18 protein-coding genes are annotated in these 22,035 nt (G+C 73.4%); 8 read left to right on the plus strand and 10 right to left on the minus strand.

Going from position 1 to position 22,035, the window contains the following annotated elements:
• Positions 1-29: 29 nt before the first annotated feature.
• The 3 genes from ACFWI4_RS14475 to ACFWI4_RS14485 form a co-directional block, all read right to left on the minus strand.
• Entirely contained in the window at positions 30-806 is a 777-nt protein-coding gene (locus ACFWI4_RS14475; protein ID WP_385395309.1) for an SDR family NAD(P)-dependent oxidoreductase, read from the minus strand.
• A gap of 11 nt (positions 807-817) precedes the next feature.
• Complete coding sequence (locus ACFWI4_RS14480) at positions 818-1,759, minus strand: TIGR03619 family F420-dependent LLM class oxidoreductase (RefSeq protein WP_385395306.1); 942 nt, start codon at positions 1,757-1,759, stop codon at positions 818-820.
• A 101-nt stretch (positions 1,760-1,860) separates the two neighbouring features.
• Positions 1,861-3,120 carry an amidohydrolase family protein gene (locus tag ACFWI4_RS14485; protein ID WP_387195238.1) on the minus strand — a complete coding sequence of 420 codons (1,260 nt, stop codon included), beginning with the start codon at positions 3,118-3,120 and terminating at the stop codon, positions 1,861-1,863.
• 244 nt (positions 3,121-3,364) lie between these two features.
• Here ACFWI4_RS14485 and ACFWI4_RS14490 point away from each other — a divergent pair, with 244 nt between their 5' ends.
• Together ACFWI4_RS14490 and ACFWI4_RS14495 are read left to right on the plus strand one after the other, a co-directional pair.
• Positions 3,365-6,322, plus strand: a complete 2,958-nt coding sequence (locus tag ACFWI4_RS14490) for a BTAD domain-containing putative transcriptional regulator (RefSeq protein ID WP_387195241.1) — start codon at positions 3,365-3,367, stop codon at positions 6,320-6,322.
• A 224-nt stretch (positions 6,323-6,546) separates the two neighbouring features.
• A complete protein-coding gene (locus ACFWI4_RS14495) occupies positions 6,547-6,720 on the plus strand; it encodes a hypothetical protein (RefSeq protein ID WP_385395298.1) in 174 nt (57 codons plus the stop codon).
• 139 nt (positions 6,721-6,859) lie between these two features.
• Here the strand turns inward: ACFWI4_RS14495 and ACFWI4_RS14500 are convergent, their stop codons facing one another.
• The gene (locus tag ACFWI4_RS14500) at positions 6,860-8,557 is read right to left on the minus strand and encodes a fatty acid--CoA ligase family protein (RefSeq protein ID WP_387195244.1); all 1,698 of its coding nucleotides are present in this window, start codon (positions 8,555-8,557) and stop codon (positions 6,860-6,862) included.
• Between the two features lie 98 nt (positions 8,558-8,655).
• Here ACFWI4_RS14500 and ACFWI4_RS14505 point away from each other — a divergent pair, with 98 nt between their 5' ends.
• The 3 genes from ACFWI4_RS14505 to ACFWI4_RS14515 all read left to right on the plus strand — a co-directional run bounded on the left by ACFWI4_RS14505 (position 8,656) and on the right by ACFWI4_RS14515 (position 11,146).
• On the plus strand, positions 8,656-9,804 hold the full coding sequence (locus ACFWI4_RS14505) for a lipid-transfer protein (RefSeq protein WP_385395294.1): 1,149 nt from the start codon (positions 8,656-8,658) through the stop codon (positions 9,802-9,804).
• 128 nt (positions 9,805-9,932) lie between these two features.
• On the plus strand, positions 9,933-10,358 hold the full coding sequence (locus ACFWI4_RS14510) for a Zn-ribbon domain-containing OB-fold protein (RefSeq protein WP_385395649.1): 426 nt from the start codon (positions 9,933-9,935) through the stop codon (positions 10,356-10,358).
• Positions 10,355-11,146 (plus strand): enoyl-CoA hydratase/isomerase family protein, encoded by a 792-nt coding sequence (locus ACFWI4_RS14515; protein WP_387195247.1) that lies wholly within the window; start codon positions 10,355-10,357, stop codon positions 11,144-11,146. Before ACFWI4_RS14510 ends, ACFWI4_RS14515 begins: the two co-directional genes overlap by 4 nt.
• A gap of 219 nt (positions 11,147-11,365) precedes the next feature.
• Here ACFWI4_RS14515 and ACFWI4_RS14520 read toward each other — a convergent pair whose 3' ends face one another.
• Both ACFWI4_RS14520 and ACFWI4_RS14525 read right to left on the minus strand, forming a co-directional pair.
• The gene (locus tag ACFWI4_RS14520) at positions 11,366-13,690 is read right to left on the minus strand and encodes a PQQ-binding-like beta-propeller repeat protein (protein ID WP_387195250.1); all 2,325 of its coding nucleotides are present in this window, start codon (positions 13,688-13,690) and stop codon (positions 11,366-11,368) included.
• 392 nt (positions 13,691-14,082) lie between these two features.
• Complete coding sequence (locus tag ACFWI4_RS14525; RefSeq protein WP_387195253.1) at positions 14,083-14,817, minus strand: VOC family protein; 735 nt, start codon at positions 14,815-14,817, stop codon at positions 14,083-14,085.
• Between the two features lie 186 nt (positions 14,818-15,003).
• Between ACFWI4_RS14525 and ACFWI4_RS14530 the strand changes: the two genes are divergently transcribed.
• The gene (locus ACFWI4_RS14530; RefSeq protein ID WP_385395285.1) at positions 15,004-15,651 is read left to right on the plus strand and encodes a TetR family transcriptional regulator; all 648 of its coding nucleotides are present in this window, start codon (positions 15,004-15,006) and stop codon (positions 15,649-15,651) included.
• A 100-nt stretch (positions 15,652-15,751) separates the two neighbouring features.
• Here ACFWI4_RS14530 and ACFWI4_RS14535 read toward each other — a convergent pair whose 3' ends face one another.
• Together ACFWI4_RS14535 and ACFWI4_RS14540 are read right to left on the minus strand one after the other, a co-directional pair.
• A complete protein-coding gene (locus ACFWI4_RS14535; RefSeq protein WP_387195256.1) occupies positions 15,752-16,267 on the minus strand; it encodes a nitroreductase/quinone reductase family protein in 516 nt (171 codons plus the stop codon).
• An 89-nt stretch (positions 16,268-16,356) separates the two neighbouring features.
• Positions 16,357-17,547 carry an acyl-CoA dehydrogenase family protein gene (locus ACFWI4_RS14540; RefSeq protein ID WP_387195259.1) on the minus strand — a complete coding sequence of 397 codons (1,191 nt, stop codon included), beginning with the start codon at positions 17,545-17,547 and terminating at the stop codon, positions 16,357-16,359.
• A 171-nt stretch (positions 17,548-17,718) separates the two neighbouring features.
• On the opposite strand from ACFWI4_RS14540, the gene ACFWI4_RS14545 reads away from it, so the two are divergent.
• Entirely contained in the window at positions 17,719-18,909 is a 1,191-nt protein-coding gene (locus ACFWI4_RS14545) for an acetyl-CoA acetyltransferase (RefSeq protein WP_387195262.1), read from the plus strand.
• Between the two features lie 22 nt (positions 18,910-18,931).
• Here the strand turns inward: ACFWI4_RS14545 and ACFWI4_RS14550 are convergent, their stop codons facing one another.
• Positions 18,932-20,233, minus strand: coding sequence for a hypothetical protein (locus ACFWI4_RS14550; protein WP_387195265.1), 1,302 nt, complete (start codon positions 20,231-20,233; stop codon positions 18,932-18,934).
• 172 nt (positions 20,234-20,405) lie between these two features.
• Between ACFWI4_RS14550 and ACFWI4_RS14555 the strand changes: the two genes are divergently transcribed.
• Positions 20,406-21,062, plus strand: coding sequence for a pyridoxal 5'-phosphate synthase (locus ACFWI4_RS14555; protein ID WP_387195268.1), 657 nt, complete (start codon positions 20,406-20,408; stop codon positions 21,060-21,062).
• Positions 21,063-21,111: 49 nt separating this feature from the next.
• Here ACFWI4_RS14555 and ACFWI4_RS14560 read toward each other — a convergent pair whose 3' ends face one another.
• Positions 21,112-21,984: a GNAT family N-acetyltransferase gene (locus tag ACFWI4_RS14560; RefSeq protein WP_387195271.1), complete on the minus strand. Its 873-nt coding sequence runs from the start codon at positions 21,982-21,984 to the stop codon at positions 21,112-21,114.
• Between the last annotated feature and the right edge of the window lie 51 nt (positions 21,985-22,035).

The raw sequence follows: 22,035 nt of genomic DNA on the forward strand, positions 1-22,035 counted from the left end.
CGCATGGAGCGTCAATAGCCGGTACGGCGTCAGAGGACACTGACGCCGGCGAGCCAGCCGCCGTCGATCACGAACGGCTGCCCGGTGATGTACGAGGAGTCCTCGCCGGTCAGGAACAGGGCGAGGCGGGCCACGTCCTCGGGGCGGCCGATCCGGCCGAGCGGCACGAGCTTGGCGTAGAACGCGTCGAGCGCCTGCGAGGCCTCCTCGGCGTCCTGGCCCGGGGACAGCTGCGCCGGATTGCTCATCGCCGTGTCGACGGCGCCGGGGCAGACCGCGTTGACCCGGATCCCCTTCTCCGCGAGCTCCAGCGCCGCCACGCGGGTCAGACCGACGATGGCGTGCTTGGTCGCCGCGTACGCGCCCACGTACGCCATGCCCGTGAGCCCGGTGAAGGAGGAGGTGTTCACGATCGTGCCGCCGCCCGCCTCGGCGATCTCGGGCGCCAGGGTCTTGATCCCGAGGAACACCCCGACCTGGTTGACCTGCACGATCTGCATGAACTCGGCCAGCGGGGTGTCCACGAGCGCGTTGAAGCGCAGGATGCCGGCGTTGTTGACCAGCCCGTCGATCCGCCCGTACGCGGCCTTCGCGGAGGCGACCGCCGCCGTCCAGTCGTCCTCCCGGCCCACGTCCAGATGGACGTACGTCGCGCCGATCTCCTTGGCCAGCTCCTCCCCCCGGTCGTCGAGCACGTCCGCGACGACCACGCGCGCGCCCTCCGCCGCGAAGAGCCGCGCCTCCTGTTCGCCCTGCCCGCGCGCCGCGCCGGTGATGAGCACGACCCGCCCGTCCAGCTTGCCCATGCCGTGACTCCCTAGCCGAGGTGGGGGGCGACGTCCGCTCCGAACGCCGCCATCTGGTCCGTGAGTTCGTCGCGGCTCCGGCTGCGGAACCGCACCTGTATCTGGTGCACGCCCATGGCGCCGTACTCCCGCAGCGAGGCGGCCAGTGCCTCGGGCGGACCGCTCAGCGTGCGCCGTCCGACCGCCCAGCCGGGCTCGCCGACGTACAGCGGCTCGGTGATCGCGCCGATCGTGAGGGGTTCGCCGACGCCCGCCTCGGCGCGCAGGGCGGTGAGCCGGGCGATCTGTCCGGGCAGCCGGTCGCGCGGGTCGCCCTGCGGCAGCCAGCCGTCGCCGCGCAGCGCGGCCCGGCGCACGGCGGCGGGCGAGGAACCGCCCACCCATACGGGCACCCGGGCCCGCGCGGGCCTGGGCCGCTGCCCGAGCCCCTCGAAGTCGTACCGCTTGCCGTGGTGGACGGGGAACTCCTCGGGCCCGAGCGCGGCCCGCAGGGCGTCGATCGTCTCGTCGAGGACGGCTCCCCGGTGCTCGAAGTCGGCCCCGACCGCCTCGAACTCCTCCCGTACGTGCCCGGCGCCGACCCCGAGGACCAGCCGGCCGCCGGAGAGGTGGTCGAGGGTCGCGTACTGCTTGGCGGTGACGAGCGGGTGCCGGAGCCCGACGACGGCGACATGGCTGAGCAGCAGGACGCGCTCGGTGACGGCCGCGAGGAAGGCGAGCGTGGCGACGGGGTCGTACCAGACGGTGCTCATGGCGTCCGCGAGCCGGCGCGGCACGGCGACGTGGTCGCAGCCCGCGACGTAGGCGAATCCGGCGCGGTCGGCGGCGCGGGCGATCGCGACGAGGTCGCCCGGACCGGCGTCCGCCTCCCACGGTTCGGCGTAGAGGGTGCTCTGCGACTGGACGGGGAGCTGGATGCCGTACGCCAGCCGCCCTTCGGGCAGGATCTGCATGGGCCCGCACCTCATATCTGACGGTCCGTCATTTCTCTTGCCGCGCTGCCATACTCATTGCTGACGCACCGTCAGACAAGGCTGAGGCGGACATCCGGGGCTCAGCCGGCCCAGAGGCCCTCAGGCGTCAGGCCCAGCAGGTCGATCGCGTTGCCCCGCACGATCCGCTCGACCACGTCCGGGGCCAGGTGCCCCATCTGGGCCTCGCCGACCTCCTTCGACTTCGGCCAGGTGGAGTCGGAGTGCGGGTAGTCGGTCTCGTAGAGGACGTTGCCGACGCCGATCGCGTCGAGGTTCCGCAGGCCGAACGCGTCGTCGAAGAAGCAGCCGAAGACGTGGCCGGCGAACAGCTCGGACGGCGGCCGGTGCACCTTGTCGGCCACCCCGCCCCAGGCGCGGTTCTCCTCCCACACCACGTCGGCGCGCTCCAGGATGTACGGGATCCAGCCGATCTGCCCCTCCGCGTACATCACCTTCAGGTTCGGGAAGCGCTCGAACTTGCCGCTCATCAGCCAGTCGACCATCGAGAAGCAGCAGTTGGCGAAGGTGATCGTGGAGCCGACCGCGGGCGGCGCGTCGGCCGAGGTCGACGGCATCCGGCTGCTGGAGCCGATGTGCATGGCCACGACCGTGCCCGTCTCGTCGCAGGCGGCGAGGAAGGGGTCCCAGTCGTCGGTGTGCACGGACGGGAGCCCGAGGTGCGGCGGGATCTCGGAGAAGGCCACCGCGCGCACCCCGCGGGCCGCGTTGCGCCGCACCTCGTCCGCGGCGAGCCGGGCGTCCCACAGCGGCACGAGCGTGAGCGGTATCAGCCGCCCCCGGGCCGTGGGACCGCACCACTCCTCCACCATCCAGTCGTTGTAGGCCCGCACCGAGAGCAGGGCCAGCTCGCGGTCGGCCGCCTCGGTGAACGTCTGCCCGCAGAAGCGCGGGAAGGTGGGGAAGCAGAGCGCGGACTGGACGTGGTTGACGTCCATGTCGGCCAGCCGCCGCGCCACGTCGTAGGAACCGGGGCGCATCTGCTCGTAGGTGATGACTTCGAGCCTGATCTCGTCACGGGCGTAGCCCACCGCCGTGTCGAGACGGGTGAGGGGCCGGTGCAGGTCCTCGTAGACCCACCAGTCCCCGACCGGGCCGTCGTCGCCCGGCGCCCCCATCACGGGGGCGAACTTCCCGCCCAGGAAGGTCATCTCCTTCAGGGGCGCGCGGACGATGCGGGGCCCGGTGTCCCGGTACCTCGCCGGCAGCCGGTCCCACCAGACGTCGGGCGGCTCGACCGTGTGGTCGTCCACCGAGATGATCCTCGGGAAGGCGTCCCCGGCGTCCGCCGAGGGGCTCTGCGCGGTTTCCGTGGTCTCCATACCGGCCACGGTAGCGCTGATCTGACGACCCGTCAGCTCTCTGCTCACGGACCGCCGGAGGCCCTTCGCGGGCGGGGGCCGACGGCGGCGCGGGGATGAACGGGCGCGGAAGTGTGAGAAGCCTGTGTGAGACCGCGCCGCCTCCCGGGCCCCGCCTTGTGATCGCTGTCTCGCACGGCTGACGCATCCGCCCTGAACAAGGCAAACTGGCCTCGTTGCACTGACAGTTCGGCAGGGGGAAGCGATGGACGGTGTGCCGCGCGTACCGAAGCAGTGGCATCCGGGCCCCGAGGAGCCCGCGACGCTGCGCTTCAGCGTGCTCGGCCCGGTGCGCGCCTGGCTCGGGGACGATCCGCTGCCGGCCGGGTCCCCGCAACAGCGCGCGCTGCTGGCGGCCCTGCTGCTGCGCGACGGCCGCACGGCCACGGCCTCCGAGCTGATCGACGCCCTCTGGGGCGACGAGCCCCCCTCCCAGGCGCTGGCCGCCCTGCGGACGTACGCCTCGCGGCTGCGCAAGGCGCTCGGCGCCGAGGTCCTGGTCAGCGAGTCCGGCGGGTACGCCATCCGCTCCCTTCGCGAGGGCGCCCTCGACCACGTGAACGCCCAGGAGCTGGCCGCCGACGCCGAGAAGGCGCGCGCCTCGGGCGACCTGCCCCGCGCCCGCGACCTGCTCCGGGACGCCCTCGCCCTGTGGGACGGCGAACCGCTCGCGAGCATCCCCGGCCCCTACGCGGAGACCCAGCGGGCCCGCCTGGAGGAATGGCGGCTCCAACTCCTCGAATCCCGGCTCGACATGGACCTGGAACAGGGCTTCCACGCCGAGGCGGTCTCCGAACTCACCGCGCTCACCGCGGCGCACCCGCTGCGCGAACGCCTGCGGGAACTGCTGATGCTGGCGCTGTACCGCTCCGGCCGCCAGGCGGAGGCCCTCGCCGTCTACGCGGACACCCGGCGGCTGCTCGCCGACGAACTGGGAGTCGACCCGCGCGCGGGGCTGAAGGAACTCCAGCAGCGCATACTCCAGGCGGACCCGGGCCTCGCCGAACCCTCCGCCCCCAAGGCGGAGCCCGTCGTCGCCCCGGTCCGCCCGGCCCAGCTCCCGGCCACCGTCACCGACTTCACCGGGCGGGCGTCCTTCGTCCAGGAACTCGGCGACGTCCTCGCCGCGGCCTCCTCCGAGGAGGGCCGGGTCATGGCCGTCTCGGCGCTCGCCGGCATCGGGGGCGTCGGCAAGACCACGCTCGCCGTGCACGTGGCCCACCAGGCCCGCGCGGCCTTCCCCGACGGACAGCTCTACGTCGACCTCCAGGGCGCCGGATCACGGGCGGCCGAGCCGGAGACGGTCCTCGGCGCCTTCCTGCGGGCCCTCGGAACCGCGGACTCCGCGATCCCGGACTCGCTGGAGGAACGCTCGGCCCTCTACCGCTCCGTCCTCGACGGCCGCCGCGTCCTGGTCCTGCTGGACAACGCCCGTGACGCCGCCCAGGTGCGGCCGCTGCTGCCCGGCACCGAGGGCTGCGCCGCCCTGGTCACCTCGCGCATCCGGATGGTGGACCTGGCGGGCGCCCATCTCGTGGACCTCGACGTGATGTCCCCCGAGGAGGCGCTCCAGCTCTTCACGAAGATCGTCGGCCGGGAGCGGGTCGCCTCCGAGCGCGAGGCCGCCCTCGACGTCGTCGCGGCCTGCGGCTTCCTGCCCCTGGCCATCCGGATCGCCGCGTCCCGGCTCGCCGCCCGCCGCACCTGGACCGTCTCGGTGCTCGCGGCGAAGCTCGGCGACGAACGCCGCCGGCTGGACGAGCTCCAGGCCGGCGACCTGGCGGTCAAGGCCACCTTCGAACTCGGCTACGGCCAGCTGGAGCCGGCCCAGGCACGCGCCTTCCGGCTGCTGGGCCTGGCCGACGGCCCGGACATCTCCCTCGCGGCCGCCGCCGCGGTGCTCGACCTCCCGGCGGAGGACACCGAGGACCTCCTGGAGTCCCTCGTCGACACGTCCCTCCTGGAGTCGGCGGCCCCCGGCCGCTACCGCTACCACGACCTGGTGCGGCTCTACGCGCGTGCGTGCGCCGAACGCGACGAACAGCCGCCCAGCGAGCGGACGGCGGCCCTGTCCAGGCTGCTGGACTTCTACCTGGGCACGGCGGCGGGCGTGTACGCCCTCGACCGCCCCGGCGACCGCCTGGTGGACCATCTGGAACCGACGGCGTACCCGGGGCTGGCCTTCGAGGACCGGCACCGGGCACAGGACTGGCTGTACGCCGAGGCCGTCTGCACCCTGGCGTGCGTTCGCCAGTCGACGGGACCCGAGACCCTGGCGCGCGCCGTCGACCTCCTGTGGGCGGCCTGCGACCTGGCCGAGTCGGGGGCCAACGCCAAGGAGTACGAGGCCATCGCCGAACTGGCCCGTGTCGCCGCGCAGCAGCACGCGGCCCCGCGCGCCGAGGCCCGGGCGCTCACGACCCTCTCCTTCGTGCACCACATCACCGGCCGCTTCGACTCCGCGGACGCGGCGGCCACCCGCGCCCTCGAACTCGCCCTCGCCACCGGCGATCCCCTCACCAGCTGCTGGTCCTCCAACATCCTCGGCGTGATCGCGATCTACCAGAACCGTCACGACGACGGCGAGGCCCATCTCAACCGCGCCATCGAGAACTTCCGCGCCTGCGAGGACCGTCCGGGCGAGGCGAGCGCCCTGTGCAACCTCTCCCGCATCCATCTGGCCACCGGCCGGACCGCGAGCGCGGTGGCCCTCGCCCAGCAGGGCACGGACATGTACGACGACATGGGCCACGCGCTGAAGGGCGCCAACGGCCGCTACGCGCTGGGCCTGGCGCTCACCCAGAGCGGTCAGCTCGGGCAGGCCGTGGACCGTCTCAGGGAGGCGCTCGAGGTCTTCCGTGACAGCCGCCAGCGCCTGTGGGAGGGCATGGCCCTGTTCCGTCTCGCCGAGGCGGACCTCGCCGCCCGGCGGCCGGCGCAGGCCGCGGGGAACGCGGAGCTGGCGCTCACCGTGCTGCGGGGGATCGGCGGCGACTGGCGGCGCGGCAACGTGCTCACCGTGCTGGGCAAGGCCCTGAGCGGCATCGGCCAGCCCGGCCGTGCCCAGGTCTGCTGGCGCGAGGCCCTGGAGATCTACGAGCGGCTGGGCGTCCCGGAGGCGGACGAGGTGCGCGCGCTCCTCAAGCCGCTCGCCGTCGCCTGAGAGCGTGCGCCTGCGCGTTCATCGTTCGTTTATCGCCGCCCGGCACTCTCTTCCTTGTCGATCCGTCGCGTCGGGGGGCAGGCGGAACGACAACAGGCCACACCTTTAAGGTGAACCGGCCCAGAAGTACCCGTCCGGCGGTCCTCGGGGGAGTTGCCGGGCGGGTTCTTCCCGACTACCTCGATCGCACTTCGCGACGAACAGAACTGCCAGGGGAGCCAGTCATGAGCGACGACCTCAGCACCGACAACGTGCACGCCACCGGTGAGCCGACGGCCACGACGGACAACGTCCACGCCACCGACGAGCCGCTCAAGGGCAAGAACCCGATCGCCCCGGGCGAGGACACCGGCGACGCGTCCACGGACAACGTCCACGCCACGGGCGAGCCTGTCTGACCAGAGCCGCACCACACGGGGATCGGCCGCGGCGGCGCGGAGGGGGAGCCGCCGCGGTCGCCGTGTGTCCGGGCCCGGGCGGTCGCCGTGTGCCAGGGGCCTCGACGGTCGCCGTGTGCCAGGGGCGGCCGGCGCGGTTTCAGCGGCCGCGCAGGTCTCCCTTCACCACCTTGCCGCTCGCGTTGCGGGGCAGCCGGGGGACGAAGGCGACCGTGCGCGGCACCTTGTAGTTGGCCATCTCCCGGCGGGACCAGGTGATCAGGTCCTCGGCGGTGAGGGCGGAGTGCGGGCGGCGGACCACGAAGGCCCTGCCGACCTCGCCCAGACGGCTGTCGGGCACGCCGATCACCGCCACGTCGGCGATCTCCGGGTGCAGACCGAGCAGTTGCTCGATCTCCGCGGGGTAGGCGTTGAAGCCGCCGACGATGAACATGTCCTTGATCCGGTCGGTGATCCGGAGATTGCCCTCCTCGTCGAGGACGCCGACGTCGCCGGTGCGCAGCCAGCCGTCGGGCGTGAGGACCTCCGCCGTGGCGGCCGGGTCCTCGAAGTAGCCGCTCATCACGTTGAAGCCGCGGACCAGGACCTCGCCGGGGGATCCGGGGGCGGCGGGGGCTCCCGAGGAGTCCACCACCCGTACCTCGGTGTCCGGGATCGCCCGGCCCGAGGTCGAGGCGATCACCTCCGGCCGGTCCCCCCTGCGGCACATGGTGACGATGCCGCTAGCCTCGGAGAGGCCGTACGCCGTCAGGACCGTGTCCACGCCGAGTTCCGCGCGCAGCCGCTCGACCAGCCGCAGCGGGACCACCGCGGCGCCGGTCACCACCAGCCGCAGCGCGGACAGGTCGTACGCGTCACGGGCCGGGTGGTCGAGCAGCGACTGGTGGAGGGTCGGCGGGCCGGGGAGGACGGATATGCGTTCCGCGGCCACGTTCGCCAGCACCGTGTCCACGTCGAACACCGGCTGCGGCACCATCGTCGCCCCGCGCATCAGACAGGCGATGATCCCGGCCTTGTAGCCGAAGGTGTGGAAGAACGGGTTCACGATCAGATAGCGGTCGCCCTCGCGCAGACCGGCCAGCTCGCTCCAGATCCCGTAGCCGCGCAGGGTCTGGGCGTGGGTGATCAGGGCGCCCTTGGGGCGGCCCGTGGTCCCCGAGGTGAAGACGATGTCCGAGGGGGAACCGCCGGACACGGACGCCCCCCGGCGGACGACCTCGTCGCGCCCCACGCCCTCGCCGTCCGCCAGGAAGTCCTTCCACGTACGGAAGTCGGCGGGGGCGTCGTCCGCGAGGACCACCACCCGCTCCAGGTACGGAAGCCCGGGGAGCGGACCGGAAGAGGGGGCTGAGGGCGCGGAGGGGGCCGAGAGAGCGGAAGGCTCCGAGAGGGCCGGGGTGGGAACGGGAGCCGGGCCCGGACGCTCCGGCTCACCCGCCTCCCCCGGCTCACCCGCCGCCCGGCGCAGCGCCGCCACGTACGACGTGCCGAGGAACGTTCCCGTCACGAAGAGCAGCTTCGCCCGGCTCCTGGCCAGCACGTACGCCGCCTCCGCGCCCTTGAAGCGGGTGTTGAGGGGGACCAGGACCGCGCCCGCGGACACCGCGCCGAGGGCGGAGACGATCCAGTCCAGGGTGTTCGGCGCCCAGATGGCCACCCGGTCGCCCGCGCGCACCCCGTTCGCCATGCAGGCCGCCGCCGCACGCTCCACCCGGGCGCCCAACTCCTCGTAGGAGACGCGCGTTCGGCCCTCGACGACCGCCTCGCGGTCCGCGAAACGGGCCGCCGCCCACCGGACCAGCCCCGGGACGCCGCCCCACTCCAGGTCACCGCGCATCGCGTACCTCCCGCCGCAGCGCCACTAGCTGACTGACCGTCAGATTAGCTGTAGCCTGACGGCCTGTCAGCAGCCGGGACCGTGTGCGGAGGTCACCCATGCCAGGGATCAAGGACGCCACAGCCGTCGTCGGGATCGGACAGACCGCCTTCGCGAAGCAACTGCCCGAGTCCGAGAAGACGTTGGCCTGCCGGGCGATCCTCGCCGCCCTCGACGACGCCGGCATCGAGCCCGCCGAGGTCGACGCCCTCGCCTCCTACACCATGGAGGAGACCGACGAGGTGGAGGTCGCCAAGGCCGTCGGGTTCGGCGACCTCACCTTCTTCAGCAAGGTCGGCTTCGGGGGCGGCGGTTCCTGCGCCACCGTCGCGCACCTGGCCGCCGCCGTCACCGCCGGCCAGGCGACGGTGGGGGTGGCCTGGCGGTCGCGCAAGCGGGGCAGCGGGCCGCGCCCCTGGCGGAACACGGCCGTCCAGCTCCCCACCCCCGCCCAGTGGACCCGGCCGTTCGGGCTGCTGCGGCCCGCCGACGAGATCGGGATGCTCGCCCGCCGGTACATGCACGAGTACGGGGCCACCCGCGACCACCTCTTCAACGTGGCCCTGGCCTGCCGCAACCGCGCCAACCAGAACCCGGCCGCGATGATGTACGACCGCCCGCTGACCCGCGAGATGTACATGACCGCCCGCTGGATCAGCGAGCCGCTCTGCCTCTTCGACAACTGCCTGGAGACGGACGGCGCGCTCGCCTGCGTGGTCGTGTCCGCCGAGCGGGCCCGCGACTGCCGGCAGCGTCCCGTCTACGTCCACTCCGCCGCCCAGGGCCTGCCCGCCCAGCACCACGGGATGGTCAACTACTGGAACGACGACCCGCTCACGGGACCCGCCTGGACCGCCGCCCGCCACCTGTGGAAACACGCCGACCTCACCCCCGAGGACGTGGACGTGGCACAGATCTACGACGCGTTCACGCCCTTGATACCCCTGTCGCTTGAGGGCTACGGCTTCTGCGGGCGCGGGGAGGGCGCGGCCTTCACCGAGGGCGGGGCGCTGGAGATCGGCGGACGGCTGCCGGTCAACACCGGGGGCGGCGGGCTGAGCGAGGCCTACGTGCACGGCTTCAACCTCATCAACGAGGGCGTGAAGCAGCTGCGGGGCACGAGTACGGCACAGGTGCCGGGGGCGGCCACCTGTCTGGTCACCGCGGGGGAAGGGGTCCCCACCTCCGCGCTCCTGCTGAGGAACTGAGGGGACGGGACGCCGACATGACCGACATCGACGGCACGACCACGCGCGCCGGGACCGGCGGGACGGACGGGACCGACAGGACCGACAGGACAAATGGGACCGGCCTGACCGGGGGGACGGGGGAATCCCTGCTGTCCCCCGTGCCCGACGACGACGGCGCGCCCTTCTGGCACTACGCGGCCCGCGGCGAACTCCGTGTCCAGGCCTGCGCCGACTGCGGTGAGCTGCGCTTCCCGCCGCGCCCCTGCTGCCCGCACTGCCACTCCTTCGCCGACGAGTGGCGAAGGATGAGCGGACGGGGCCGCATCTGGTCGTACGTGGTCCCGCATCCGCCGCTCCTTCCCGCCTACGCGGCCCTGGCCCCGTACAACGCGATCGTGGTGGAGCTGGACGAGGCGCCGCGGATCCGGCTGGCCGGGAACCTGGTGAGCGGGCCGGACGCGCCCATCGGCTCCGTCCCGCCGCGCCGGATCCGGATCGGGGCCCGGGTGCAGGCGGTGTTCGGCGAGGTGAACGGGATGACCGTGCCGCGCTGGGTCCTGGAGCGGGCGTGAGCGGGCCGGAGGGAGGCGGCGGGCTCACGGTGAGCGTCGACAAGGCCGCCGGGGTCGCCGTCCTCACCCTCGACCGGCAGGACCGGCTCAACGCCGTCGACCTCGCGACCGCCGCCGAACTGGCTTCCGCCTGGCGGGAGTTCCGCTTCGACGACACCGTACGGGCACTGGTCGTCACCGGCGCAGGGCGGCGGGCCTTCTGCACCGGGATCGACCGCGCCGCCGAGGTGCCGCAGCCCGGCTCCCCGTACATGGTGGACGATCCGCTCGCCGCGATCGGACCCAAGGCCAACGACCTGTGGAAGCCGGTGATCGCCGCGGTGAACGGGATCGCCTGCGGCGGCGCCTTCTATCTGCTGGGCGAGTCGGAGTTCGTCGTCGCCGACGAGGAGGCCACCTTCTTCGACCCGCACACGACGTACGGGATGGTCAGCGCCTACGAGTCCGTCTACCTCGCGCAGCGGATGCCGTTCGGCGAGGTGGCGCGGATGGCACTGATGGGCACCGCCGAGCGGGTCTCCGCGCGGCGGGCGTACGAGGTGGGGCTGGTCTCCGAACTCACCCCGCCGGGCGAGGCGTTGGCGGCGGCGGTCGCGTGCGCTGCGGTCCTCGCGACCTATCCGCCGGAAGCCGTCCAGGGGACCGTGCGGGCGCTGTGGTCGGCGCAGGAAGCGACCCGGACGGCGGCCCTCGCGCACGCCCCGCAGCTCGTCTCCCTCGGGAACCTCCCGCCCGAGCGGCAGAGGGACCTGTTCACGTCCCGCCGCCCGGACTTCCGGCTGCGCTGAGCGGGGGCCGGGAGCCGGCCGCGCTCCCGGCCGGCCGGAGGAACGCTCGAACCCGGCAGGAGAGGGCCCGGTCCCCTGCTCGCTCCCTGTGGCGGACCGGTCACGCCGGGCGTAACCTCGCAGCCGGAGCGGCTTCCGCAGGCCGTCCGCGCGAACGACGGCCGCCGTCCGGAGACCCTTCCGTGCCCGGTACGGCGGCCGTCACGCGAGTGCCGTGACCTACGTGGTGCGTGCGGTTCCGGTGCCCTTCTCCGCGTCCAGCGCGTACACACAGCGGTCCTTGCTGCACGCGTACACGACACCGTCCTTGACCACGGGCGCGCCCGTGATCTCGCCGCCGGTGGCCAGCTTCCAGCGCAGCCGCCCGTCGTCGGCCTTCAGCGTGTACAGGAGATGGTCGGTGGAGCCGAAGTGGATCCGGCCCTCGGCCACCGCCGGGGCACCCACCAGGTCGCCTCCTGCCTGGAAGCGCCACTTCGGGGTGCCGGTGACGGCGTCCAGCGTGTACAGGCCCTTGCCGCTGCCGACATGGACGTGTCCGGCGGCCACGAGGACCGGCTCGGTGGAGGCACGGGACTCGGTGGCGATGCGCCAGCGGTCACGGCCGTCGGTGGCGTCGAGCGCGTACACCGTGCCGAGGTAGTCGGCGAGGTAGACGCCGCCGCCCGTCACCGCCGGGCCCGGGGCGAAGGTGGGCGGGCTGAGGAAGACGGCCGGGGCCTCGAAGTGCCAGCGGACATGACCGCCGGCCACGTCGACGGCGAGGACCCGGGTGCCCGCGCAGATGTAGACGTAGCCGTCGGGGGCGTGGGTCATCCGGACCGGCACGCCGCCGCAGGAGGCCGCGTCGCCGATCGGGTACGACCAGCGCTCCTCACCCGTACGGGCCTCCAGGGCGCGCAGCCGCGCGTCCTTCCAGACGTAGACCGTGCCGTCGTGGATCGCCGGACCGGCCTCGGCGGACTCGAAGTCCGTCTGGGCTCCGTTGATCTCCCAGAGTTTCTGCCCGTTGGAGGCCTCCCACGCCTGGACGCCGCCGCCGCGCGTGCCGGTGACGACCGTGCCCCGGTCGGCCTGGAGGGAGTAGACCCAGGCGTCCGTGGACAGACGCCAGAGGTCGGCGCCCTCCCTGGCCTCCAGCGCGTACAGCGTCGGTCCGTCGGACGCGTGGATACGGCCGTCCGCGACCGCCATCGACCAGGCCACGTCACGGGTCTTGAACCGGCGCCTGCCGGTCGCGACGTCGAGGGCGTGGACCTCGAAGGACGTGACGTAGACGAGGTCGTCGGCGACCGAGGGCGTGCCCCAGACGTCGTTGGACATGCGGAAGCGCCAGGGGCGCCAGCCCGCGCCGGCGTCGGGCGCCGGGGGCGCGGCCGTGGGCACGGGCGCCGGTTCGGCGCCGTTCACGCCGATGCGCGGCCGGGACCAGGACGCGGCGAGCCCCGCTTCCGGCGGCGGCGCCTTCACGGCCGCCGCGCGGGCGTCGAGGACCCGGGGTCCGGGACCGATGGGCACCTTGGCGCCCGCGAGACGCACCGGGCCGGTGTCGGGCGCGCCCACGGCGACCGGGGCGTGCGAGGGCGGCGGGGGCAGGGCCGGACGCCCGCCGCGGCCCGCTCCCTGGGCCGGCTGCTGGACCGGCGGACGGCCGCCCCTGCGGGTCTCGATCAGGCCCACCGCGCGCTCGGGCAGCCACGCCGACGCCGTACCGCTGTCGTCGGAGCCGGAGCCGAAGAGGTGGGGTGCGAGCTGGGCCTGGAGGTCGGCGGGGTTGGGGCGCGCGGTGGCGTCCATCTGCATGCAGGACTCGATGAGCGGGCGCAGCTCGTCGGGCAGGCCTTCGAGGTCCGGGCCCTCGCGGAGCAGCATGAACACCGTCTCGACGGGGTTGGCGCCGTGGAAGGGTGCGTGTCCGGTGGCCGCGAAGACGAGCATCGAGCCCAGCGAGAAGACGTCGCTCGCGCCGGTGACGCTGCGGGAGTCCTTGGCCTGCTCGGGCGACATGTAGGCGGGGGTGCCGACGGCCACGTTGGTCATGGTCAGACGGGTGTTCGAGACGCCGGACGCGATGCCGAAGTCGATCACGCGCGGTCCGTCCTCGACCACGAGGACGTTCGAGGGCTTGAGGTCGCGGTGGACGAGTCCGGCGCCGTGGATCGACTGGAGCGCCTCCGCGACACCGGCCGCCAGCCAGCGCACCGCCTGGGCCGGGAGCGGCCCGCACTCGTTCACTATCTCTTCGAGCGAGGGCGCGGGGACGTAGGCGGTGGCCAGCCACGGCACCGCGGCACGGGCGTCGGCGTCGACCACGGCCGCCGTGTAGAAGCCCGACACGGCGCGGGCCGCCTCGACCTCGCGCGAGAAGCGGACCCGGAACAACTGGTCCTCGGCGAGCTCGGTCCTGACCGTCTTGATCGCCACGCGCCGGCCGGAGGCCGAGCGCGCGAGATAGACCAGCCCCATGCCGCCGGCACCCAGCCGGCCCAGCACCTCGAACGGCCCGATCCGGCGCGGATCGTGCTGCGTCAGCTGATCCACCACTTGCCTGCCACCTCCCCGTACGGGTCGCGTCATCCACGTATGAACGCGGCCCAGTGCAGCGTCTCACCACCGCACCGCCATGGCGGCACGCACCCCGATTCTTCCTGGCCGAGCCGCCGGTTGCGAACCCGGGGGCGGATCGGGGTGTCTCATGACAAATCAGCCACCCCGGCAGGAGTGCGGTCGCCGGGGCGCCACGCTTCGGGGCCGAAATGCGCCCCTCACCCCAGAAGTACCCCGCTCCGGGCCCCGGAAGTGCCGTCCCTCACGTCGAAATGGCGTGCCCACGAACGCGGAAGCGTTTCGGACGGCGTCGGCGGGGCGTCCCCGGTGTCCGGCGGGGCCCGGGCGGCCTCACCGCCGGGCGGGCGTCACGCCTGGTGGCGGCGCGTTCACCGCTGGAGCACGGCGAAGGACGCGCCCTGGTTGTCCGTGACGACGGCGACCCGCCCGTACGACGTGTCGAAGGGTGTCACCTGGACCCGTCCGCCGAGCCGGTTCACCGTCCCGAGTGTCTCCTCGCAGTCCTCGACCCCGAAGTGCACGAGGAAGTGGGGTGGCATCTCGGCCGGAAAGACTCCCGTCACCGGAACGCGACCGAAATCGGGGGTCGCGTCGGGTCCGAACAGCGCGTCGTGGAAGAGGGTGCCGTAGAAGCGGTCGACGGTCGCGGTGTCGCGGGCGTAGAGCTCGGCCCAGCAGAAGGTGCGCGGCTCGTGCCGTCTGGCGAAACCGGCGTGGGTGCCGGGCTGCCAGAAGCCGAAGACGGCGCCCTCCGGGTCGGTGGCGAGGGCGGCCGTGCCCAGCTCGCCCGACGGTCCCACCGCCGTGGGGACGGCGATGATCCGGCCGCCCGCCCCCGTGATCCGGCGCGAGAGCGCCCCGGCGTCGGGTGTCGCGAAGTAGACCGTCCACACGGTGGGCATCCGGCCGTCCAGCTTGGGCGTGAGCGCCGCGACCGGGTCGCCGTCCAGCTCCGCCCAGCCCTGCGGTCCCGGCTCCTCGGGGAACGTCCAGCCGAAGAGCTCACCGTAGAAGCGCTTGCCCGCCTCCACGTCGGGGAGCTGGGCGTCGACCCAGCAGGGCACGCCCTCGGGGAACCCGGCGAAAACGGCTGATTCGGCCATGCGGCCAAGCTAACGGCCCTTTCGCCATCCCGCAGGGTGTGCGCACCTGCTCCGGTGACGTCCCGTCCCTGCTCAGGGGCCTCGCGGAGGAGAAAAGGGCGCCTTTCCGAAACGGGCCGATCACGGTCGCACCCCATTTGCAGTCGGCCGAATCGCGCTCCGATCACCCCTCGGTAAGCTGACGGCATGACAGGACAAGTGCGTACCGTCGACGGCCGCGTGGCCGGACGACGTGGGCAGGCGACCCGGCAGAAGCTGCTCGACTGCCTCAGCGAGATGCTCAGCTCGTCGCCCTACCGGGACGTCAAAGTCATTGACGTCGCCCGGAAGGCGGGCACTTCACCGGCGACCTTCTACCAGTACTTCCCGGACGTCGAAGGTGCCGTCCTGGAGATCGCCGAGCAAATGGCCGCCGAGGGCGTGGGGTTGACCCAGCTGCTCGAAGGCCGTTCATGGGTCGGCAAGGCCGGATGGCAGACCGCACAGGAACTCGTGGACGGATTCCTGGAGTTCTGGCGGAAGAACGACGCGATTCTGCGCGTGGTCGACCTCGGCGCCGCCGAGGGGGACAAGCGGTTCTACAAGATCCGCATGAAGATCCTGAACTCCGTGAACAACTCCCTCACGGATTCGGTCACCGAACTCCAGGCCAAGGGCAAGGTCGACAAGGACGTGAACCCGGCCGCGATGGCCGGTTCCCTCGTCGCCATGCTCGCCGCGGTCGCCTCGCACCAGAAGGGGTTCCAGACCTGGGGCGTCAAACAGGCCGAACTCAAGCCGAACCTGGCGCTTCTGGTGTATCTGGGTGTGACCGGGAAGAAGCCGACGAAGTAGATTCCCGCGTCCGAAACGCTCCAGCTCCTGTCATGCGGGCGGCAGTTCGCTCCGGAGGAACCCTCCGGCGGACCGCCGCCCGCTGCGCGTCCGGCCCCTCTCACCCGGAGTCCGCCCCGCCCTTCGCGGAGCCGGCGGGCACCTCCCTGCGTACGATCCTGAAGAGCCGTATCTCCCGGTCCACCCGGGCCTGATAGGTGGCGTAGGGCGGCCAGAACGCCAGCACCGTCCTCCAGACCGCCGCTCTCTCCTCGCCCGTCAGGAGCGTGGCGGTGACGGGGATGTCCTCGCCCCTCCAGTTGATGACGGCCTCGGGGCGGGCCAGCAGGTTCGCGGTCCAGGCGGGATGGCTGTCGCGGCCGAAGTTGGACCCGACGAGAATCCAGCCGGACCCCGCCTCCGCTCCCGGCGCGGCGCCCTCCGGCATGCAGGCCAGTGGCGTACGGCGCTCCAGACCGCTCCTGGCCCCGCGCGCGGTCAGCACGACCCCCGGCAGCATCTGGGCGCTGAGCAGTACCTTGCCGCGGGTGAGCCGGTGCACGGCCCGGTCCAGGGCCGGTACGACGTGAGGGGCCACCCTGGCGAACGCCCGCGTGGAGGAAACCCGCTGCACCACCCGCACACCCCGCGCCCGCCGCCCCCCGGCTCCCCCACCCGGCCGAGCGTCCCCGGCCGAACCCACGCCTGCCCCTCCGTCCGTCGCCATCAGACCGTCACCTCTCCACCGTCGAAGAGCCGCGCCGCGGCCGCCGCGTGTGCGCGCAGTCGGTGGGCGGGGCCGAAGAGCAGTTCGTCGCCGGAGGCGCGCTTGAAGTAGAGATGGGCCTCGTGCTCCCAGGTGAAGCCGATGCCTCCGTGCAGCTGGATCCCCTCGGCGGCGGCGGTGCGCAGCGCCTCCAGCGCCTGCGCGAGGGCGAGGCCACCCGCGCGCTCACCGCCCGCCCCTGCGGCCCAGGCCGCGTAGTACGCCGCCGAGCGCGCCGACTGCACGGCCACGTACACGTCCGCGAGCCGGTGCTTGACCGCCTGGAAGGAGCCGATCGCCCGCCCGAACTGCTCACGCCTGCCCACGTGTTCGACGGTGCGCTCCAGCGCCCGGCCGGCGGCGCCCACGGCCTCCACGGCCAGGACGGCCGCGGCCCCGTCCCCGACGGCAGCCAGCGCGGCGGGCACATCGGCCCGGTCGTCGTCACCCAGCAACTCGGCCTCCACGTCACGCAGTTCGATCCTGGCCTGCGGCCGGGTCGGGTCCAGGGCGGTCTGCCGTGTCCGTACGAGCCCCTCGGCACCGCCCCTCACCAGGAACAGCAGCGTCCGCGACCGCGCGAAGCCGCCGGTGTGCGCGGCCACCACCAGCAGCCCGGCGCTGTGGCCGTCGAGCACTTGGGCCGCCTGACCGTAGAGCCGCCAGACGCCGTCCGCCCGGCGCGCCTGCACTCCCCCCGCGCGGCCGCCGCCCGCCCAGTCGCCGCGGTTGTCCCCGGCCAGGCCGAGGGCGGTGGCCAGGCCCGTGCCGGGGACCGCGAGGGCGGCGGTCAGCGCGCCCGAGGCCAGCGACGGCAGGAGCGCGGCGCGCTGCGCCCCGGTTCCGAGGGCCAGGACCAGCGGGGCGGCGAGGACGGCACTGGACAGCAGGGGCGAGGGGGCGAGGGCACGGCCCGACTCCTCGCAGGCGAGGGCGAGTTCCGTGAGGGAGCAGCCGACACCGCCGTACGCCTCGGGCAGGGCGAGTCCGGGCAGTCCCAGGTCCCGCGCGAGGGCCTCCCAGAGCGCGGGGTCGTAGCCGGCCGGGGTCCGTTCGGCGGCCCGCAGCTCCTGCGGGCCGCACCGCTTGTCCAGCAACTCCCGCAGCGTGCGGCGGATTTCCTCCTGCTCCGCGGTGAGACGGGCGTCCATGGGCGGGCTCCTCCCTCGCCGGACGGCGGGCGTCCCGGGGACCCCGGGCCGGCGCGGCGGACTGATCCGGCAAGCCGATCTGACGGGCCGTCATGTTAGGGCGGGGGGTCCCAGATGCACAGGGGTGCGACGCCTCCCGACGGAGCGGACATCTGATGTACCGTCAGATTCATGACGCATGCCAGTACGGGCCGCGGCCGTCGAAAGGTCGCCGTCGTCGGTGTGACCCTCTCCGACTGCGGCCGGGTGGACGAGGCGACCGCGTACGCGCTGCACGCCCAGGCCGCCCGCCGCGCCCTGGCCGACTCCGGCCTGGACCGTTCGGTGATCGACGGACTCGCCTCGGCGGGACTCGGCGTCCTGGCCCCCGCCGAGGTGGCCGAGTACCTGGGACTGCGGCCCACCTGGGTCGACTCGACCTCGGTGGGCGGGTCCACCTGGGAGGTCATGGCGGCCCACGCGGCCGACGCCATCGCCGCGGGCCACGCCAACGCCGTCCTGCTCGTCTACGGCTCCACCGCCCGCGCCGACATCAGGGCGGGCCGCCGCACCGGCGACCTCTCCTTCGGCGCGCGGGGCCCCCTCCAGTTCGAGGTCCCCTACGGCCACACGCTCGTCGCCAAGTACGCGATGGCCGCGCGCCGCCACATGCACACCTACGGCACCACGCTCGAACAGCTCGCCTCGGTGGCCGTCCAGACCCGCGCGAACGCGGCCCGCAACCCGGAGGCGATGTTCCGCACCCCCGTCACCGTCGACGACGTCCTGTCCGGGCCGATGATCGCGGACCCGTTCACCAAGCTGCACTGCTGCCTCCGCTCCGACGGCGGCGCGGCGGTGCTGCTGGCGGCCGAGGAGTACGTGCGCGACTGCCGCACGGCCCCGGTGTGGGTGCTCGGGACCGGTGAGCACGTCTCGCACACCACCATGTCCGAGTGGGAGGACTTCACCGTCTCCCCGGCGGCGGTGAGCGGCAGGCTCGCGTTCGAGCGGGCGGGGGTACGCCCGGCCGAGATCGACCTCGCGGAGATCTACGACGCCTTCACCTACATGACCCTGGTGACCCTGGAGGACCTCGGCTTCTGCGCCAAGGGCGAGGGCGGCGCCTTCGTGGACGCGGCGAAGGGACGGCTCCTGGTGGGCGGGGAACTGCCGGTGAACACGGACGGGGGCGGCCTCTCGGCCCAGCATCCCGGCATGCGCGGTCTGTTCCTGCTGGTGGAGGCCGTACGACAGCTACGGGGCGAGCTCCCGCCGGAGCGCCAGGTGCGCCGCCCCGACGGCACCCTGCCGGAACTGGCGGTGGCGTCGGGGACGGGCGGCTGGTTCTGCTCGTCGGGGACGGTGGTGCTGGGGCGGTAGCGCCCGGACGGCGTGAGGCCGGTCAGGGCAGGACGGTGACGGCGGCCGTGTCGTTGCCGGGGTTCGCGTCGCGGCGACCGCCCGACGGGATCTCGTCCTCGACGGTCACGCTGCCCTCCCCCGGCCCGTAGAGGCGCAGGGTGAACACGAAGTCGCGGCTCTCCCCCGGGTCGAGCTCGTCCACCGGGCAGGTGTACGTCCCGTCGGCCGAGTCGCAGAGCGGCTCGAAGGCGTCCACGTCGATCTCCCGCATGGGCTCCTTCACCACATCACTGGGCGGCGGGGTGAAGACGAGCCTGATGGCGTTGCCGGGGTTGCCGGGCCCGTTGTTGCGGACCCTCAGCCGCAGCTGACGCCGCACACCGGAGCTGCCGTGCAGTTCGACGCCGAAGACCTCGTAGTCGGCGTGGATGTCCAGGCGCACGGCGGTGGACACGGGCCCCTCGGTGAAGGTGCCGTCCGTGTCGCGTGCGGACGTGACCACGGCCTTCAGGGCCGGCCCGTCGCCGTGATCGCCACGCGACGACACCGCGATGTCCCGGCCGGGCCCCGAATCCAGCGGCCAGGCCACCTGACTGAACGAGGTGTACGTCCGTGTCCTCGACGCGCGCAGACGCACCGCGGGACGCAGGACCACGGCGCCGCCCGGCGGGATGCGCAGCCCGGGAAAACGGCAGACCGCCGTGCCTCCGTGACTCCGCAGTGAATAGCGGCAGTTGGCGTACCGCTGCCGGAAGTCCAGGAATTCCGAGCCGAGTTTCAGGCCGAGACCCTTCACCGGGACCTCGCCGTCGTTGCGGACGACGAGCGGGACGGCGACGTCGGCGCCCGGGCGGACGCCGACGATCGACTTGAGAGTCCTCACCTTCACCACGGGCTCGCCGACCACGACCCTCGTGCGGGTCGTCATCCTCTTCCCGTCGCCCGTCGTGAAGGTGAAGCGGACGACGCCCGTGTCGCCGGGTCCGCTGCCCTTCGCGGCGACCGGGTACACGCGGTCCAGGTCGGCCCAGCTGTCGTAGCCGCCGCCGAGTTCGCAGGTGACCCGCACCGTGCCGCCGTGGCACCGGGGGCCGTTCCCGCCCAGGCCCACGGTCCTGAGCCGCACGACGCTCTCCGACCCGCTCACGTCGACGGTCAGCCGGTGGTCCCGTGCCACGGAGCCACGGCTCGCTCCGACGTCCTCGGCCTGCACATGAAAGGGCACCTTGGCCTTGGACCCGGTCCTGTCGCCGTACGGGCGCAGATAGAAGAGCTCGGGTGCGGTGAGCGAGGACTTCCGTTCCGTGACGGAGCCGCACCCGGCGAGCAGAAGCGGCAGCACGACTCCGAGGACGATGACGACGGCCGTACGTCCCGACGCGTGGCCCCGCCCCCGCACCCGCCCTCGCCCTCGCCCTCGTCCTCGCACTCCCGACGGTGAGGCCTCCGGACCACCACGAGCGTGGGCCTCCGAGCCTCCGGCACGGGTCAGCTCCTGGCGCGATAATCGGGTCATGGGAACAGATCTACACGACCTGCTGCGGTCGCTGCGGGTGTGGGACGCCGAGCTGCCGTCGTTCGACCCGGCGACCGCGCCCGCCGAACCGCTGACGCTGTTCACGGAGTGGTTCGCCGAAGCGGCGGCCGCCGGACAGGCCGAGCCGCACACGATGTCGCTCGCGACGACCGGCGAGGACGGCCTGCCCGACGTGCGGATCGTGATGCTGCACGGCGCGGACGAGGACGGCTGGGCGTTCGCCTCGCACGTGACCAGCCGCAAGGGACACCAGCTGGCCGCCCGCCCGTACGCCGCTCTCGGCTTCTACTGGCCCGCGCAGGGACGCCAGATCAGACTCCGCGGCCCGGTCACGGCCGCGTCGCCCGAGGAGAGCCTCGCGGACCTGCACGCCCGCTCCACCGGGGCGCTGGCCGCGGCACTGGTGGGCCGGCAGAGCGAGGTCCTGCCCTCGCGGGCCGAGCTGGACCGGGCCTCGGACGCGGCCTGGCAGCGGGCCGAGAGCGCCCCGGACGCCCCGGCCCCCACCTGGACCCTCTACCGTCTGCGCCCCGACGAGGTCGAGTTCTTCCAGGGCGACGCCCGCAGGCGCCACACCCGGCTCGTCTACCGCCGCGCGGAGACCGGCTGGACCACCGGACTGCTGTGGCCCTGACACCGGCGACGGCCACGACCCGGAACGCCCCGGGTCCGACCGCCCCGCGCTACCCCTCGTACGTGAAGTCGAAGGTCGCGAAGTCGGAGACGGGCCGGTAACCGATGCGCTGGTACAGGCCGTTGCTGGTCGGATTGGCCAGGTCGGTGAAGAGCAGCACCTCCCGGACGCCGGTGGCGAGCGCGGCGCGGCTCACCTCGGCGGTGACGGCACCGGCGTAGCCCCGGCCGCGCAACGGCGCCGGGGTGTAGACGGGGGCGACCCGGAGCTGTCCGGCGACCGGTGGTGTCACGCCCGCCATGGCGACGGGGGTGCCGTCCGGGGTCTCCCAGAGGGTGACGCCGCCGTAGGAGATCCGTTCGTCGGCCCAGGCGCCGAGGTCCCGGTGCGCGCCTTCTCCGATGGACTCGGCGAACTCCGTGTACCAACGGGCGAGCAGGTCCCGGTCGCCCGCGTCCGCGACACGGGCACGGCCGGGCGGCGCGGGCTCGGGCACGGTCACTCCGGCGAGCCGGTACAGCCGCTCGCTCCGCAGCCGCTCGGCCCTCGCGCCGGTCCGCAGCCCCCAGGCCTCGACGAAGAGCTCGGCGGTGTCCTTGTCGGCGGAGACCCCGGGCACCTCGGTCCGGGCGTCCGCGAGCAGCGCGGCCAGCGACCGCGCGTCCCGCTCGCCGAGCGAGGTGAGGTTCAGCCGGTACGGCGGCGTACGGAAGAAGGCGCCGCGGACGGCCCCGTCCCGCTCCAGGATCCCGAAGACCGGCGCGCTCCCGCCGTACTGGCTCATCCCCCGCCTGCGCAGGGCTTCCGTCACGGTCAGCGCGACGGTGTGCCGGTCGGGCCGCGAGCGGAGGAAGTCGCCGGCCGTGCCGAGGAACGCGTCGAGGTCGTGGGTGAGCCGCCAGTCGTACGTCAGGGAGGTCATGCCGGATGATCCCGTGCGGCCGCGCGACCGTGCCTCCGATTTTCCGCGGAT

Source organism: Streptomyces sp. NPDC127038 (genome assembly GCF_042725875.1).
Taxonomy (GTDB): Bacteria; Actinomycetota; Actinomycetes; order Streptomycetales; family Streptomycetaceae; genus Streptomyces.